14 protein-coding genes and 1 pseudogene are annotated in these 17,176 nt (G+C 38.6%); 7 read left to right on the top strand and 8 right to left on the bottom strand.

What is annotated here, in order from left to right; genetic code table 11:
• Window positions 1-4: 4 nt before the first annotated feature.
• Window positions 5-2,551, bottom strand: a complete 2,547-nt coding sequence (gene nirB, locus AC1PJ9_RS12700; RefSeq protein WP_311087445.1) for a nitrite reductase large subunit NirB — start codon at window positions 2,549-2,551, stop codon at window positions 5-7.
• Window positions 2,552-2,562: 11 nt separating this feature from the next.
• Complete coding sequence (locus tag AC1PJ9_RS12695) at window positions 2,563-2,904, bottom strand: hypothetical protein (protein ID WP_311087444.1); 342 nt, start codon at window positions 2,902-2,904, stop codon at window positions 2,563-2,565.
• Between the two features lie 384 nt (window positions 2,905-3,288).
• On the opposite strand from AC1PJ9_RS12695, the gene AC1PJ9_RS12690 reads away from it, so the two are divergent.
• On the top strand, window positions 3,289-3,879 hold the full coding sequence (locus tag AC1PJ9_RS12690) for an ANTAR domain-containing response regulator (protein ID WP_001125253.1): 591 nt from the start codon (window positions 3,289-3,291) through the stop codon (window positions 3,877-3,879).
• Complete coding sequence (locus AC1PJ9_RS12685) at window positions 3,880-4,899, top strand: ABC transporter substrate-binding protein (protein ID WP_311087443.1); 1,020 nt, start codon at window positions 3,880-3,882, stop codon at window positions 4,897-4,899.
• A gap of 4 nt (window positions 4,900-4,903) precedes the next feature.
• Here AC1PJ9_RS12685 and AC1PJ9_RS12680 read toward each other — a convergent pair.
• Window positions 4,904-5,004 (bottom strand): annotated as a pseudogene (locus tag AC1PJ9_RS12680) (hypothetical protein).
• Window positions 5,005-5,225: 221 nt separating this feature from the next.
• Between AC1PJ9_RS12680 and AC1PJ9_RS12675 the strand changes: the two are divergent.
• The 4 genes from AC1PJ9_RS12675 to accC all read left to right on the top strand — a co-directional run bounded on the left by AC1PJ9_RS12675 (window position 5,226) and on the right by accC (window position 9,069).
• The gene (locus tag AC1PJ9_RS12675) at window positions 5,226-6,554 is read left to right on the top strand and encodes a Y-family DNA polymerase (RefSeq protein ID WP_311087442.1); all 1,329 of its coding nucleotides are present in this window, start codon (window positions 5,226-5,228) and stop codon (window positions 6,552-6,554) included.
• A gap of 235 nt (window positions 6,555-6,789) precedes the next feature.
• On the top strand, window positions 6,790-7,245 hold the full coding sequence (aroQ, locus tag AC1PJ9_RS12670; RefSeq protein WP_004701126.1) for a type II 3-dehydroquinate dehydratase: 456 nt from the start codon (window positions 6,790-6,792) through the stop codon (window positions 7,243-7,245).
• 17 nt (window positions 7,246-7,262) lie between these two features.
• Complete coding sequence (gene accB, locus AC1PJ9_RS12665; protein ID WP_263613924.1) at window positions 7,263-7,682, top strand: acetyl-CoA carboxylase biotin carboxyl carrier protein; 420 nt, start codon at window positions 7,263-7,265, stop codon at window positions 7,680-7,682.
• A 16-nt stretch (window positions 7,683-7,698) separates the two neighbouring features.
• A complete protein-coding gene (gene accC, locus AC1PJ9_RS12660) occupies window positions 7,699-9,069 on the top strand; it encodes an acetyl-CoA carboxylase biotin carboxylase subunit (protein ID WP_263613925.1) in 1,371 nt (456 codons plus the stop codon).
• Between the two features lie 54 nt (window positions 9,070-9,123).
• Here the strand turns inward: accC and AC1PJ9_RS12655 are convergent, their stop codons facing one another.
• The 3 genes from AC1PJ9_RS12655 to AC1PJ9_RS12645 all read right to left on the bottom strand — a co-directional run bounded on the left by AC1PJ9_RS12655 (window position 9,124) and on the right by AC1PJ9_RS12645 (window position 12,006).
• Window positions 9,124-9,627, bottom strand: coding sequence for a hypothetical protein (locus AC1PJ9_RS12655; RefSeq protein WP_263613926.1), 504 nt, complete (start codon window positions 9,625-9,627; stop codon window positions 9,124-9,126).
• A 147-nt stretch (window positions 9,628-9,774) separates the two neighbouring features.
• On the bottom strand, window positions 9,775-10,941 hold the full coding sequence (locus AC1PJ9_RS12650) for an MFS transporter (RefSeq protein ID WP_263613927.1): 1,167 nt from the start codon (window positions 10,939-10,941) through the stop codon (window positions 9,775-9,777).
• Between the two features lie 267 nt (window positions 10,942-11,208).
• Entirely contained in the window at window positions 11,209-12,006 is a 798-nt protein-coding gene (locus AC1PJ9_RS12645; protein ID WP_263613928.1) for an MBL fold metallo-hydrolase, read from the bottom strand.
• Window positions 12,007-12,322: 316 nt separating this feature from the next.
• Between AC1PJ9_RS12645 and AC1PJ9_RS12640 the strand changes: the two genes are divergently transcribed.
• A complete protein-coding gene (locus AC1PJ9_RS12640) occupies window positions 12,323-13,675 on the top strand; it encodes a PepSY-associated TM helix domain-containing protein (RefSeq protein WP_311087441.1) in 1,353 nt (450 codons plus the stop codon).
• A gap of 60 nt (window positions 13,676-13,735) precedes the next feature.
• Here the strand turns inward: AC1PJ9_RS12640 and AC1PJ9_RS12635 are convergent, their stop codons facing one another.
• Window positions 13,736-14,767, bottom strand: a complete 1,032-nt coding sequence (locus AC1PJ9_RS12635) for a Csu type fimbrial protein (protein ID WP_311087440.1) — start codon at window positions 14,765-14,767, stop codon at window positions 13,736-13,738.
• Window positions 14,758-17,166, bottom strand: a complete 2,409-nt coding sequence (locus AC1PJ9_RS12630; protein ID WP_311088054.1) for a fimbria/pilus outer membrane usher protein — start codon at window positions 17,164-17,166, stop codon at window positions 14,758-14,760. The genes AC1PJ9_RS12635 and AC1PJ9_RS12630 overlap by 10 nt, the downstream gene beginning before the upstream one ends.
• Between the last annotated feature and the right edge of the window lie 10 nt (window positions 17,167-17,176).

Genomic DNA, 17,176 nt, shown 5'->3' with positions numbered 1-17,176 from the left:
TCCTTTATGCTTCAACCATTGGAATGCGGTCTTCTGAACGTTCAGCTTCGGTTAATGGACGGATTTGACCACGTTCAGTTGTAAATTGAATGTGTGGATCGGCCTGTTCATTTGCATCTGCATTGATATACGTTTGGAAACGCTTACGAACTTCAGGATTTTCCACCGCAGTACGCCATTCGTCTTGATATGTGCTAATAATGTGTTCCATACGGCGTTCAAGCTCGGCAGCCAAACCAAGTGAATCATCCACAACTACAGATTTAAGGTAATCTAAGCCACCTTCCATGTTGTCGCGCCATACACTCGTACGTTGTAAACGGTCTGCTGTTTGGATGTAGAACATATAGAAACGGTCGATGTAACGTATGAGCGTTGCTTTATCAAGGTCAGATGCAAGTAACTCTGCATGACGTGGTTTCATACCACCGTTACCACACACATAAAGGTTCCAACCTTTTTCGGTCGCGATAATACCAACGTCTTTACCTTGTGCTTCCGCACACTCACGAGTACAGCCAGACACAGCCATTTTCAATTTATGTGGTGAACGCAAACCTTTATAGCGGTTTTCAAGTTCAATCGCTAAACCAACTGAGTTGTCTACCCCGTAACGACACCATGTGCTACCCACACAAGATTTCACTGTACGTAAAGATTTACCGTAAGCATGGCCAGACTCAAAACCAGCAGCATTCAGCTCTTCCCAAATAAATGGAAGCTCATGAACTTGTGCACCGAACATGTCAACGCGTTGACCGCCAGTAATTTTGGTATATAGATTATATTTCTTCGCAATTTGACCAATCGCGATTAAACCATCTGGAGTCACTTCACCACCAGCCATACGTGGTACAACCGAGTAAGAGCCATCTTTTTGAATGTTCCCCAAGTAGTAGTCATTACTGTCTTGTAGACCTGCATGACTTGGCTCAAGTACGAAATCGTTCCAGCAAGAAGCCAAGATATTTGCCGCAGTCGGTTTACAGATATCACAACCCAAACCATGGCCATGTTGATGAATTAAATCATCAAAATTTTTGATTTCATTGACACGAACCAAGTGATGCAACTCTTGACGCGAGTACGGGAAGTGTTCGCAAATGTGGTTATTTACAGTCACACCTTGACGTTGTAACTCTGACTTTAAAACTTGAGTCACTAATGGTGCACAACCACCACATGCAGTTGCTGCTTTGGTGCATTTCTTTAATGCGCCTAAAGAGGTCGAACCATCACTAATCGCTTGGCAGATGTCTGCTTTTGATACGTTGTTACACGAACAAATAGTCGCGCTGTCTGGCAGCAAATCGACTCCGCTACCACCAGATTTTCCTGCCGACTGCTCAAAGCCTGGCATGATTAAACTTTCAGGCACTTCCGGTAAAGCCAGACCATTTAACATCATTTGTAAAAGGTCGTTGTACTCTTTCGCATCACCCACCAAAACCGCGCCAAGCAATTTGGTTTTATCGGCATTTACCACAATCTTTTTATAAACCAGTGCATGTTCATCTGCATAGAAATAGCTTAATGCACCTGGGGTCATGGCATGTGCATCACCGACAGAAGCAACATCAACACCCATCAGTTTCAACTTGGTGCTCATGTCTGCGCCAGCAAAGCAATGACACTCTTCATCTAAAATGTGTTTTGCTGCAATGCGTGCCATGTCATAGCCCGGTGCAACCAAACCATAAATCTTGTTTTGCCAAAGCGCACATTCACCAATGGCATAAATGTTTTGATCTGAAGTTTGGCAATAATCATTAATGACAATACCACCACGCTCACCAATCGCCAGATCACTATTGCGTGCGAGCTCATCACGTGGGCGGATCCCCGCAGAGAATAAAATCACATCAGTTTCGAGTTCACTACCGTCGGCGAACTTCATCACATGAGTGGTATTTACACCAGACTCAATAGACTGAGTCGCTTTTTGTGTATGGACTTTTACACCAAGGTCTTCAATTTTACGGCGTAAAACTTTACCGCCCAAGTCATCAATTTGAACTGCCATTAAACGTGGTGCAAACTCAACAACGTGCGTTTCTAAATCTAAATCACGTAAAGCTTTGGCTGCCTCAAGTCCAAGTAAACCACCGCCAATTACTACACCTGTTTTTGCATTGAGACTCGCTGCACGAATGGCATCTAGATCTTCAATGGTACGGTAAACAAAACAGTTTTCACGGTCATTACCCGGAATTGGTGGAACGAATGCATACGAACCAGTTGCCAATACTAATTTGTCATAGCTAATCACATCACCATGATTAGTTGTGACTGTTTGTGCAACCGTGTCAATCGCCACTGCTTTAGTATTTAAACGCAGGTCAATGCCATACGCATCGGCAAAATCAAAACGTGCTAAAGATAAATCTTTTGCCGATTTCCCAGAGAAATATTCTGTTAAATGTACACGGTCATACGCGATACGAGGTTCTTCCGCGAGAATCGTGATTTCCAATTCATCATCTGCTTTTTCTAAAATGGCTTCGATGAATTTGTGGCCCACCATACCATGACCAATCATTACCAATTTCATAGTGTTTCTCCTCAAATCACGTTGCTTTTAAGCTGCGTTATTCCGTTCTCAAATAGACATTGTTCTTTTGCTTTGTGCTCTATTGAGAAATGAATCAATCTCACAAAGCATGTAGCTGCTTGGAATCCATTTTTCCCACTCGTTAATGACACCCAATGCACAGCAAAGTCATAAAAAGAAATAAAAAAAGCGAGCCCCCTCATAGAGAAGGCTCGCATCGCTGGAACTGAAAAATTAGATAATTCAGATGTAACTTTTTTATGAAATAAAAATAAAGACATGGCCTTCACTCCGACTGAACGTAAATTCTTTGTGTGCACAGTTGCACTCACAAATTCGATCAGAACGGACATCGTTGGCCGTCTTTAAAACTTATGGTCGTCTTCGACCTGTAATTAAGTAAGCATTTTGCATGCCAATTCTTATATAAATTTAATTTATTAATTTTTTATATTTAATTTCAAATAGATATAATTCACCCAACTATCTTATAAAAATAATGTCTTATTCTATTTGCCCCATCGCTGTACACTTAAACGGTTAAGATAAAAATATGTCTTGCCACAAAATGAATCGTATTTTTGCACCAAGACTGACCGCATTCATTCTTTAGCTCGCTGAAATGCCACTTAAACTGGATTTTTTGTTTAGTTTTGGATGGCACTAATCTTGCTTAAAACCTGATAACAAAAAACGCGTCGAATTGGCGCATTTTCTTAGCCTGATTTTCTGAACTTATGCCAAAACTCAAAATAGCCCTTATTGATGATGATCATGCTCGAGCGGACTATATAAAAAACAGTCTGCTTGAAAATGACTTTGAAGTGGTCGCTTGCCTTACTTTGGATCACTTGAATATCTTTCGTCTTGAAGATTTACAAGCCGATGTAATCTTGCTCGATATGGATCATCCCCATCGTGACATTATTGAAAGTTGTGTCAGTAGCTATGATCTACCGACTGTCCTGTTCACTAAAAATTCAGATAAAGACACCATCAAACAAGCTATCGATGCAGGCGTGACCGCTTATATTGTAGATGGCATAGACCCTGCCCGCTTACATACCATTTTAGAAATTTCAATTGAGCAATATAAAAAACATAAAAAGCTCGAAGGTGACTTAAAAGAAGCCCAAACCAAACTGGCAGACCGTAAAGATGTTGAAAAGGCTAAAGTACTACTCATGCAACTGCATGGCTTACCTGAAGACACAGCTTTTCAACTTCTCAGAAAAAATGCCATGAGCCACCGTATAACCATTGGGGAAATGGCACGGCGTTTACTTGACGCTCAAAAACTACTAAATGATCAACTAAAGGACGAATAAATGGGCACATTAGAAAAGACTCAATTGCAACTCGGCTATATTCCTTTACTTGATTGTCTTGCATTGCTTTGGGCAAAACAACAAGGTTTTTTCGAAGAAGTCGGTTTAGATGTTACTTTAGTTAAAGAAGCATCATGGGCAAGTCTACGCGACCGTTTGGCTTTTGGGCTATTAGATGCCGCACATTGTTTATCAGCCATGCTGCCTGCAGCAGCCGTGGGTGCAGACCAAATTGGTATTGCACTACAAACCCCTCTCATTTTAAGTAAAAACCGTGCCTTTATAAGCTTAAGCCAGAAATTAGTTCATCAACTGGCTATTAATGAGAATGAGGATGCACAAACTACAGCCCAAAAAGTGACGAGCTACATTAAAGAAGATAATGCTCTGTCATTAGCCCATGTATTTAAACATTCAATTCATCATTATTGTTTACGGGAATGGCTTGCTTTGGCAGACTCAAAAATAGCTCAAACACTCAAGCTCAAAGCCCTTCCACCACCGTATATGGTCGAAGCTTTAGATAACCATGTCATTGATGGTTTTTGTGTAGGAGAACCGTGGAATACTCAAGGCGAACTTTTAGGCTTAAGTAAACTCGTATGCTCAAGTCAGAACATTATTCCCAATGTGGCAGATAAAGTTCTCGCGGTAACTCAAGAGTGGGCTGAACAACATCCTCAAACTTTAATCGCACTCACCACAGCAATTATGAAAGCTCAAAAGGAATTGAGTGATTTAAAAGATTTTGTACCTGTCTTAAAGTTGTTGGTCGATTTTGGAATTGTCCGCTTTCACTGTTCTGAAGAAGTACATGTCGATAAATACTATATGATTCAAAATATTGTAAAGCACTTGGTTAAAGAAAATGCTGCCCCACAACCTGAAGATTTCCACTGGCTATTTGAACAAATGCAAAAATGGGAGAAACTTCATTTACCCCCTGCTCAAATCATAGAGCTGAGTGATCAGTGCATTAATCTCGATTGTTACAATCAAGCCAAGCTAAGAAATACTTAAATCATCATAAAAAAAAGCTGTCTTTTATAACAAAGACAGCTTGAAAGACCCATAAGACAAATGCGTTATACGCATTACTATATTTAAAGGCCTCAACCCATCCATTAAATATAGCTCTTATGGTCTTGATCATAACCAACTAAAACTTATCATTTTCAGACATTTCCATATCAATAACTGACAATTCATTCCTTTTGCATCCTTTTCATAATTTCGACAAACAACCAGAACTCCCCCCTAGATATCTGTCCATAATTTTGTTAACTTGATTATGTTACAAATTCAAAAATATGTATTTTGAGTTAATGAATTTGGGGGATGAAATAATGAGAGAAATCTCACACCGCGAAGTTTATGCACTGGTTGATATCAATAATTGCTATGTCAGCTGTGAGCGACTTTTCAACCCCAAACTCATTGATAAACCTGTAGTTGTTTTATCTAACAACGATGGCTGTGTGGTCTCACGTAGTGAAGAAGCAAAACTTTTAGGTATTAAGATGGGAGTACCGTGGTTTCAAATTGAGAAAGATGCTTTAAAAGCTGGTGTTCAAGTTTATTCAAGCAACTACACTTTATATGCCGAGATGTCCCGTCGTTTTTTTGCTGTCCTCGGACAATTTTTCTCTCCAGATGATATAGAAGCTTACTCTATAGATGAATGCTTTATCCATCTCACCCCTTACCTTCAATCTATCGATACCTCAGACTACTGCAGTGAGGTGAGAAAGACTCTCCTCCAATGGTTAGGTTTACCTTGTTGTATTGGAATTGGATATTCAAAAACACAAGCAAAACTAGCCAATCATTATGCAAAGAAAATTAAAAGTTTTAAGGGAATCTGTAATTTCATCACCCTAGATCCATTAATTATGGAAGACCTCATGCAACAGACATCGGTCAAAGAAGTCTGGGGAATTGGCTATCAATTGGTCAAACAGCTACAAAGTTATGAAGTGTACTCTTGCCTAGACTTAACTTTTGCCAATGAACATCATATGGCAAAGGCATTTTCTGTGGTCATGGCACGCACTATTCGTGAGCTAAAAGGCCAATCATGTATTGAACTTGACGATCCTGCTATTCCAACTAAACGGATTTTAGCATCACGAAGTTTTGCTCAAGCTTTATCCAGCATTGAGATTATTAAACAAGCACTTATTTTTCATCTTAATCGGGCGCACCGCCGTTTAATGAAACAAGAACAACTTTGTGCCTGCATTCAGGTCATGCTTTATGAGAAAACTGATAAGCCACCTTATAAAAAAGCCACTTCTCAGGCCATTGGTCTTCACTATGCAACAGATGATTTATGCATACTAACAAAAGCAGCAATGCAGCAAATTGATGTTTTATATAAAGAAAATAAAAGTTATATAAAAATTGGAGTATTATTTTGTGGTCTACACGCGCGTCAACAACACATTGATGATTTATGGCAGCCTCTGGAACTTATTCATCAAAGACAACAATTGATGGAAACTTTGGGGACGGTCCGTAAGCGTTTTGGTAGTCATTATTTACAAGTGGGGTATCACTCGCGTAATCCATCTTGGCAAATGAAACAATGCCATCGCTCAAAAAACTATCTAACTCGCTGGAATGAAATGTTAACAATTGAAGATGCCCATACTGTCGTTACACAAAATACATGAACTGTTTTTGTCAATTCGGTTTAAAATAAGCTCCGTTAAATTACTTGAAATTTTGTCATTTTTTAACATTGCTAATTCGTCGCAAAATTTACAATATATAAGCCGAATTTGGTGTACCCTTTCTGCGACAATTAAAAGAAATTATAAAAAACTTGTAGAAACATATGCCATAATAAGCAAACTTTGCAGACATCTTGCAAAGATTATTTGCAACTTTAGAGCTGGAGCAATCTGAATGAGTTCGACCATTTTGGTAATTCATGGACCGAATTTGAATTTGCTGGGAAAACGCGAACCAGAAGTATATGGTCATCTTACCCTAGACAATATCAACCAACAACTTATTGCTCAAGCTAAACAAGCCTCTATTACACTAGATACTTTTCAAAGCAACTGGGAAGGTGCCATTGTTGACCGTATTCATCAGGCACAAACAGAAGGCGTAAAACTTATTATTATTAACCCTGCTGCTCTTACCCATACTTCAGTTGCTTTACGTGATGCCCTACTTGGCGTTGCCATTCCGTTTATTGAAGTACATTTATCAAATGTTCACGCACGTGAAGCGTTTAGACACCACTCTTATTTATCAGACAAAGCAATTGGCGTGATTTGTGGTTTAGGTGCAAAAGGTTATAGCTTTGCACTCGATTACGCTATTGAAAAAATTCAACCATCTAACCCAAACTAGTTCAGGAATAGTCGCCCATGGATATCCGCAAAATTAAAAAACTCATCGATTTAATGATTGAGTCTGACTTGCAAGCGATTGAAGTTAAAGAAGGTGATCAATCGATCGCTTTAACTCGTCGCAATCCTGTCGTTGCTGCGGCTGGTGTAGCACTTCCAGCAGCTCCTGTTGCTGAAGCACCTGCTGCAAAAACTCCACGTGGAGCAGTTGAAACTTCTCCTATGGTTGGTGTGTTCTATGCTGCTCCAAGCCCAGGCGAAGCACCATTTGTTAAAGTAGGTCAAACTGTATCTGCTGGTGAGACTTTGGGTATTATCGAAGCAATGAAAATCATGAACCCTATTGAAGCAACTCAAAGCGGCGTGATTGAAGAAATTTTAGTGAAAAACGGTGATGTGATCCAATTCGGTCAACCTTTATTCCGTTATCGCGCGTAATACCTCGGGGACAACTATGTTGCAAAAAGTTTTAATTGCAAACCGTGGTGAAATCGCTTTACGAATTACCCGGGCTTGCAAAACATTAGGAATCAAAACTGTCGGTATCTATTCAGATGCTGATAAAGATTTGATGCATTTACGTTTCGTTGATGAAGCAGTATGTATTGGTCCGGGTGCAAGTAGTGACAGCTATTTAAACATCCCAGCAATTATTACTGCTGCAGAAATTACTGGTGCTGATGCAATTCATCCAGGCTATGGCTTCCTTTCGGAAAATGCCGAGTTTGCTGAAATTGTAGAAAGCTCAGGCTTCACATTTATTGGCCCTCGCCCAGAACATATTCGTTTAATGGGTAACAAGGTTTCTGCAATTGTTGCAATGAAAAAAGCTGGTGTACCTACAGTACCTGGTTGTGACCATGCAGTAACCATCCACAACGCTTTAGCTGAAGCTAAAGAAATCGGCTTCCCGCTTATTGTTAAAGCGGCAGCTGGTGGTGGTGGTCGTGGTATGCGTATTGTTGAACGCGTAGATACATTACTTGAGTCAGTTCAAGCAGCTCAACGTGATGCAGAAATGTGGTTCGGTGATGATACTGTATACATGGAACGCTTCTTACAAAAACCTCGCCATGTCGAAGTTCAAGTTTTAGGTGATGGTAATGGCCATGCGATTCATTTATATGATCGTGACTGTTCATTACAACGTCGTCACCAAAAAGTGTTAGAAGAAGCTCCTGCTCCAAATCTACCAGAACAAGCACGTGCTGATATTTTAGAAGCTTGTGTTCACGCATGTCAGCTCATGCAATATCGTGGTGCGGGTACATTTGAATTCTTGTTCGAAGACGGTGAATTCTTCTTCATCGAAATGAACACCCGTGTTCAGGTTGAACATCCTGTAACTGAAATGGTGACTGGTGTTGACATTATTGAGCAACAATTACGTATTGCAGCAGGTTTAGGCTTAGAACTTCAACAAGAAGATATTGAAGTGCGTGGCCATGCTATTGAATGTCGTATCAATGCTGAAGATCCAACAACATTCTTACCTTCACCAGGTAAAATTGAAAGTTTCTATGCACCAGGCGGTGCTGGTATTCGTTTAGATTCTCATATCTATCCTGGATACAGCATTCCACCTTATTACGATTCAATGATTGCAAAATTGATCTCTCATGGTAAAGATCGTGAAACTTCGCTTGCTCGTATGCGTCAAGCGTTAGACGAAATGATTCTTACAGGAATTAAAACTAATATTCCTTTACATAAAGATCTTATCTTGCAAGACAAAAACTTCTGTGAACAAGCAATGGACATCCATTACCTTGAAAAACACTTGTTGAAAAAAGTGGAAGAAGAAAAGAAAGCTGAAACTGCATAATATGCATAATAAAAAAGCCTCTTACATAAGAGGCTTTTTTATATCTATTTCAAATTATGGCAACATGCGACGTAGTGTTGCAAAACATTGCTCACCTTTAGCAGTTGAACAGAAATTGATGGTATGGTCATTTTTCCATTGCACAAAATATTGGGAAACATCCCCAGTCTGATCTTGCTGCTGACCAGAGCAATCAACTTTATTATTATCAAATTTAATTTGCATCACTAAGGCTGATAGCTGCTCTTTAGGGTCGTCCGATGGTTGGTATTCATAAATACCATATGACCATTCTTCACCGCTTTTAATCACCACATCATTACTACTACGGAAGTTATAGTACTCTACACATTTCTTATTATTTGGAATCTCCATTCCCCACAAGCCCATAATTTCAGGACGAGTAACAATACGTATAGCGTTAGGATTACTTGCAGTGCGAACAGGTTGTTCTGTTGGCTGTTGAGTCACTGTCTCAGCCATAGCAAAACCAGAAAAAGCCAATAATAATCCCATAATATAAATATTTTTCATAGATTTATTAATCATTAAACGCATGGGTTTAAGTTAGCACATTTTTTTAGAAAAACATTGTTTCATAACCATATAAAAACAATATTTTTCAACAGTAACGAACCGATACTTCTCTTCAAACAATTTTTATCTTTAACTACCTATGGCTAACAATTTTAGTAATGTTCTCAATTAAGAAGCAGGTTTTTCAATTTGTTTAGGGAGCCAAAATACAAAGCACAACCCTAAAAGCACGACTAAAGCAGCGATCATAAAAATATGTTCACCAGTAAAAATTTTCCAATAATGTCCAGCCAAAATACTTCCAGATGCCACTCCAAGCCCCCACATGGTACTGTAGAAAGCTTGACCACGCCCTTGTTGCCCGATTGAAAAGTTTTGGAAAATAAGCCGCATTGCAATAAGGTGAAACAAGCCAAAACTAAAAGCATGTAAGCACTGTGCAAATAGCTGGCCTATAAAATAATGAGAAAAAACGGCAACCAATAACCAGCGTATACTTGTTAAAACTAAACATATGGCAACAAGACTTCGCCAAGAAAAATATTTAAAAAATGTGGCAGCAAATGCAAACATTACAATTTCAGCCATCACTCCCATTGCCCATAAAAAGCCAATTTCGGTCGTACTGTAATTTAAAGATTTTAAAAAATTGCTATAAAAACTATAAAAAGGTGCATGTGAAAAAAGAAGAATAAATTCAATAGTGAAAAAAGCAGTAACTTCTGGACGCTTCAACACAGGCAATAAAGGCTCTAAATACTTTTGTGAAGTGGGAGCTCCCTCGGGTTCATGAATCGTAAAGGCCCAAATAAATGCAAGTGAAGCAATAATAAGCAATAAAATAGGCAACATAGAAATTGGAATAATTTCTAAAATTGCACCTATGGTGAACACACCTACAATAAATCCCACCGATCCCCATTTTCGGATTTTGCCATACAGCTTTGCTCTTTGGTCACCTAACCAAAATAAGGTTACCCCTTCAAACTGAGCTAAAATTGCGTTTTGAAAAAAACTAAAAATAAGCATGAGTAAAGCGACAGATTGGAAGGTATTAGGAACTATAAAGATAGCCAACCATATGCAAGCCTCCATCCAAGTTGCGAGCCGCACCAGAAGCATTCTTTTACCAGATTTATCTGCGATCCAACCCCAGACTAAAGGCGCAAAGAAACGTGTCACAATAGCAATAGATGATAAAACACCTATCTGCTGATAATTAAATCCTTGGTCTTGAAGATATAAATTCCAGTACGGCATGAATGTGCCAACGATGGAATAGTAAAAAAAGTAGAATCCACCTAGTCTGGTTTGGATTGTAAGTGATGGGAACAAGTGATAAACCTTTGTATTTTCAATAGGCTGAAATTCTAAATGGTTGCATAGGTATATCTACGTTTACCCTCACTTGTAGTTCAGCGGTCTACAAATTTAATTTCAAACATTTTGTAGACTGCTCATTAGTTAGACAAAATAGATACTACTTACTGGCCGTCGCAATTCTATCATTTACATAAAAAACTCATAGCGTTATTCGCTACTCATAATAGAAAATATGAAAATACAAGATTTTCATTTAATAAATATTGATTAAATCTTGTCTTAATTTTCATAAATAAGTGTTTGTCCATCTTCAGGGATCTGTACACGATGAATAGCATTCATTTCAATAGAAATTTGCTTTATCTCCTCCCGCTTTACTGGACAATGGTTTAAGGCTTCAAGATGATTAGCAATCACATGTTTAGGTGAAAGCTTTATAAATTCACGTACTTCTTCTGTCGACATAAGAATTGGTTGCCCTGCATCCATTTGCGCTTGTCCTGCAGCAACTACAGCAATATCAGGCTGAAAGTTAAGCAAGGCATTTTTAACATCATTGGTCAGTACGGTATCACCACTAATATATAAAGAAGGTTCATTTGGCAATTCTAAATAAAACCCACAACCATTCGCCATCAATTTACTAATCCAGCCATGACCATGACGCGCTGGTATGGCAACTAATCTTCCTCCCAAAAACTCGATTTCTTCCCAGTAATCAACACCACCCTGAACATTTATCCCATATTTAGATAAATACGACACATCATTTTGAAAGGAATAAACAGGAATTTGCTTTTGAACAAGAAAGTCCTCACCCTTTTGGTCTAAATGATCAGTATGTTGAAATGCTTTTATTCCAAAAGTTTGGCTATGGGTAATTAAACAATGGGTAACTTTGTTTAATAATTCTTGGGCATTCAAAGGTAAATCGACTAAAGGATTCTTTTCAGCCTTAAAGCGGATGTATGAAAAAGCAGGAAGCGAACCTTTATCACCCAACATCGGATCAATTAAAATAAAATAAGGGCCAGTTTCAATAATAAAAGTTGCACTTCGCAAATGATGAATTTTCATAGCTATATAAATTATTTAATTATATAAAATGCAATTATAAACTATGAATTTAATAGAAATTTAATCATCTATAAATTATTTCTCATACTCACCCAAACAAAGGCTTAAGTTTGCCCCATAACCATAAATGAATATATTTTTCGACACTAATTCAATGTAGTCAAAATAGCCTACTTCTATCTTCTAATCTATTTATTTAAAAAAGCCTTTCTTACAATTGCTTAGATATACAAAACACCCTCATTCCTTAATTATTTTAAAATTTAAGAATAAAGTAGATATACTTCACACCAAAGTTTGTTTGATACTCCTCAACATGCCTCATACCCCTAGCTTTTGGCGTAGTCTTTTTCGTCTTGTGCATATTTATGCTGGTATTTTTATTGCCCCATTTATATTCATTGCGGCATTTACAGGTCTTCTATATGCAATTACTCCTCAGATAGAACAATCAATCTATAAAGATACATTGTATGTTCAGCCTTTAAATAAAGATCGTTACTCACTAAGCCAACAGGTTGAGGTAGCAAAAAAAGTGATGCCCGAATCTGCACAAATTACAGAAGTTAGGCCAGCTCCAAGCTCCACACAAACAACACGAGTTATTTTTTCTGATAAAACTCACCATTTAAATAATGAAGCTGTTTTTGTAGACCCTTATACACTTTCTATAAAAGGTCAACTTGCTGTATATGGAACCAGTGGTGTGCTACCGTTTCGTACCTTCTTAGATCAATTGCATAGTAATTTATTACTTGGAAAATGGGGACGTTTTTATAGTGAACTTGCTGCAAGCTGGCTTGGCATTTTAACTCTGACTGGACTATACAGTTGGTGGAAACGTCGTCAAAACTTCAAAATCAGACAAACAAATAAAAATAATTTATTAAAGTGGCATAGCTCTATTGGCTTGATCTTATTACCACTTTTATTGTTCATTGCGATTACGGGTCTTACATGGTCCCAATGGGCCGGTGATAATATCCGTATTGCTCGTCAATGGTTAAATTGGCAAACGCCAACATTAGCCACAACTTTAAATAATGCGCCATTACCAAAAATGTCTCATGATGAGCATAAAGAACATCATGGCATGGTCATGGAAACTTCGAATGTAGAAATCATGCCAACTGAATTCGACTCTGCATTAGCAATTGCTAGAGCAAATGGAATTCATTCAGCACAAATACAAATCAAACCACCAGTTGATGCAAATCAGGCTTGGACTGTTACTGAACTACAGCGCAGATGGCCAACACAAGCAGATAGTGTGGCTATTGATATACATCAACAAAAAGTCATCGATAAATTAGCTTTCAAAGATTATTCATTATTTGCAAAGCTTACACGCTGGGGAGTCGATGCTCATATTGGCGTGTTATTCGGTTGGGTCAATCAGCTTATATTGGCTTTATATGCACTTGGGCTATGCGTCATGATTATCTATGCATATAAAGCTTGGTTTAAAACATCTAATTTAAAACTTACGACTAGCCATTTTGTTAGCCAAACTTTATTGGTCTGGAAGCATGCAACCAACCAACAAAAAATAATCACGGCACTTACACTTATTATTTTAGGAATTAGCTTGCCCATTTTCGGATTTAGCATATTGATCACACTGTTTATATTGCTAATACGAAAACAAAGCTCTCTAAAAACCAACTAAAAACCCATGATACTTGCCAACTCATCTTCTTAATTAAATAAATAGTGAGTTGGTAAATAATTAATATGTCACTGTAACAACTATGCTATCGGAATAGTTACCAGGCGTACTTGAAATAGCGGTTCCTTGCGGAATTTTTCCATATACATTTGAAATTTGACTAGTGCCAGATCCTGTCTTTGACACTCCACCTGAACCACCCACCGTTGTTGTACCACCTGTAGCATCCCACACTGTGCCATAAGCAGAATCTTTGTATAACTGATAAGGAATATATTGACTGCTTCCATTAGTCATACGTCTAAATCCACCGCTTATACGGTTATTGCCGTCCCCCAAATAAATGCTATAAGGTGTTCCATTGTTGCAAGTTGCATTAATCGCACCTTGAGCTGTGTAGTCACGACTAGTTGTACCAATATCACTAATATTGCCAAAATCGACGTTTGATGTGGAATCTAACTGACAGAAACTTGGTACTACATAGTTAGCTGTAATCGTCATATTACCCGAGTCCCAGCCACCGCCACTATCACCCTCACATACACTGCTCGAATTTGCTTGCATGTCCCAAAACACTTGAACGGAGCCAATATAAGTCCCTACCGGGTAGGCTGTTAAAGAGCCCGATCTTGCTGGAACTTTAATACTTACTGAGTAACTAATAATATTATTTGGTGCCACCGTAGTAACAGGACCATACCAAAAGTTTGAAGTTTGATTTGCAGTAGAAGAACCTGCTCCACCTACAGTTGCAATAACCGTATAAGGTAATGAAACATTACTATTTGAAGTAGTTGCTCCAGTAAATACTGTCTTCATGCACATATATCTTGATATTTGAGCAGTACTCCCAACGTTCGTACATCGAATAGTTCCAGTATAAGTAATAGTAGCATCACTATTAATATTTGCTGCTGTATAATTATAAGAACCAGTTGTGTTTCCACCAGTTACTGTACATGTAGCATGTGCTGAACTAAAAAATGCATAAAGTACAAATAACAGTAAACTAGCTAAAACATACTTTAAAGTAGATGAAAACTTTTTGGCTAGCATGTAGGAACTATGATTTACAATACTTATTGACATACATAAGGCCCCAATTTTTTAGCACTGTATTGCTGACTTTCGTAAGTGAAATTAGCTTGACACGAACCATGATCAAGAAGATCTATTTCAAGTTTATTTTGCTTTAATAGGTTTGGAACGAAGACCTCACCATCATAGCCCACTACGGCATCTTGTTGCCCATTAATTCGGACGCTATAACCCGGTAATAATGGGGAGTTATTTTTATCTACAACTTTGACTAATCCTGAAACAACTCGATGAGCACCAAAGTCAACTAAAGTTCCTTGGCGATAGCCCACAAGTGCTGTTCGATTGGTCGTTGTCACATCCCATTCCAGTGGTAAATAAGATGGGTCTAGATAGATATGATGAGATTGATACGGTCTTAAATTCGCAATTAAGAATCTTCCTGACTTATCCGTCTCTCCTAAATTTACTCCACCATTTATAATTTGGCTTTGCGGTCCGGCATTGGTAACAACAGCATAACCATCTCCAATTTCATTGGCCGCAAATATACGGCCTGCTGCTGCAACTAAAGATCCTGTCGCTGAAAGTGCAACTTGGTCATTATCTCCAATTCGGTTATAACGACCTGTTAGGTACGCAGCTCGTGCTCGATAAGAGCCATAGACTGATGCATTGTTAGCATGTGCATCTTGATCTCGTTCAACATAACCACCCCATCCAAATGAACCAATTTGCGGATCTGTAAATCCATTTATTTCTTGTCTGTAGGTAGTTTTACCGCTGTCATTAGAGAAACTTGTAATCGCATTCACTCTGGTAGATGGCGTATAGCGCAGGGCAAAGTAAATGCCATAGTCCTTATGATTTTCATAGTCTTTATAAGCTGAACTATAAAAGCCCCAGTTCTTGTTCAGACTCCCGCTTAAGTTAGCAGATAGCAACTTATACGAGTTATCACTATATTTAATTTGGTTGTAGCCAACATAAACACTATAGCCTGTATAAAAGTTATAGTTAATCCCTGCCCTAAATACTTCATCTGCCAGTGCACTGTAGCTCAAATAATTTTGTGGCTCAGAAGTAATCTGGTTTTCTTTTAAATATCGAATTTGAGACACACGGGCCAAGTCAAAATAGTTATCGAATACTTTGCGGTAACTGGTATTAAACGAAATATTCTTGCTAATACGCCCTTCTAAACCGACCAGAGCCGAATAACCATTTTCATCCTTATACTGGCTTGCTGCAACGTCGGTATTAATCACTCCAACACCAAAAACATTCTTGGCAAAACCTGTTCCCACGTTGGAAAGACCATCTGTTGAAGCCTCTGCACCACCGCTTAAAGTCAGTGAGTTGCTGTAGCCGTATCGAATCGCGCCCGAAGCAAAGGTGGCATCATCATAATCATTTGAGTACAGCCCATAGTTATAGCGTGGAACCCCTATATCTACTGAAAACTCATTGATGCCTTTTGCCAGAATTTTCGATGAAAAATAGTAAGGCTTTTTGGTAATGGTTTGCTGACCTGTAGCATCGGTGGTCACCAGCGTGACTTCATTTCCAGAAATAAACGGCAGCTGTTTAACATCAAATGGACCTGAAGGAACAAGGCCTGAATAAATTTTTTGCTGGTTAACGTATAAGTCCAGTGTAGAAGGCAGCGCCGCTGAACCGGAAAACTGCGGTAATGCCGAGGTAACAATATCACCACGCTGGGTATAGGCACTCGACCACTGCAAACCGGCAAGACGTACACTACTGCCCCAGTCAGAGCTATTGGAAATAAAGTCACCTAGGGTATATATCCTGACTTTTTCAGGATCTACATATTGCCATTTACTTTCCAGTCGTATCCACTTCTCATGGCTATAACTGTTTTCATTACTACCGTTATATAAAACACCTGATGAAAAATTACCAAGCGCGCTGTTAAAAATCCCTTCTGCCGAACCCGAGAAAATACTCTCATCATTAGTAATGGTGTGATACAGATTGTAGTTCAGGAGTGCCGCATTTAAGGGTTTCATTTTTAGCAGACTAGCACTAGTGGTCTGTTGACCCGTTAAGTCAACTGAGTAGTCCGTTAACATGTTTGACGGAACTTGTAAGTTCAGAGACTGCTCATTTTCCAGATACTTAAACTGGATTCCTTTAAGTTCACTAATACACACCCATTGGCTATCAGGGACATTCTCATCCATTTTTAGCCTTAAAACTTTTAAGTCACGAGCGCGAACATATAACTTTTTATCTTGATTCTGACGTACCGAGATTAAGTCCGTAGAAGTATTTGAGTTAACAGAAATATTTAAAAATAGCTGTACATATCCTTTATCAGAACTAGAACCCTGATAAGAAGAATTTGCGACTTCCGGAATGCTTGGTAAAGCGGCATTGGTGCTATCTTGCAATGATTCAGCAAAAGCATGAACCGGCAAGTACATAACACATAAA

The organism is Acinetobacter sp. 70_2, from assembly GCF_056736115.1.
Note: the sequence above shows the minus strand (reverse complement) of the source record. Positions and strands in the feature narration are given on the sequence as shown.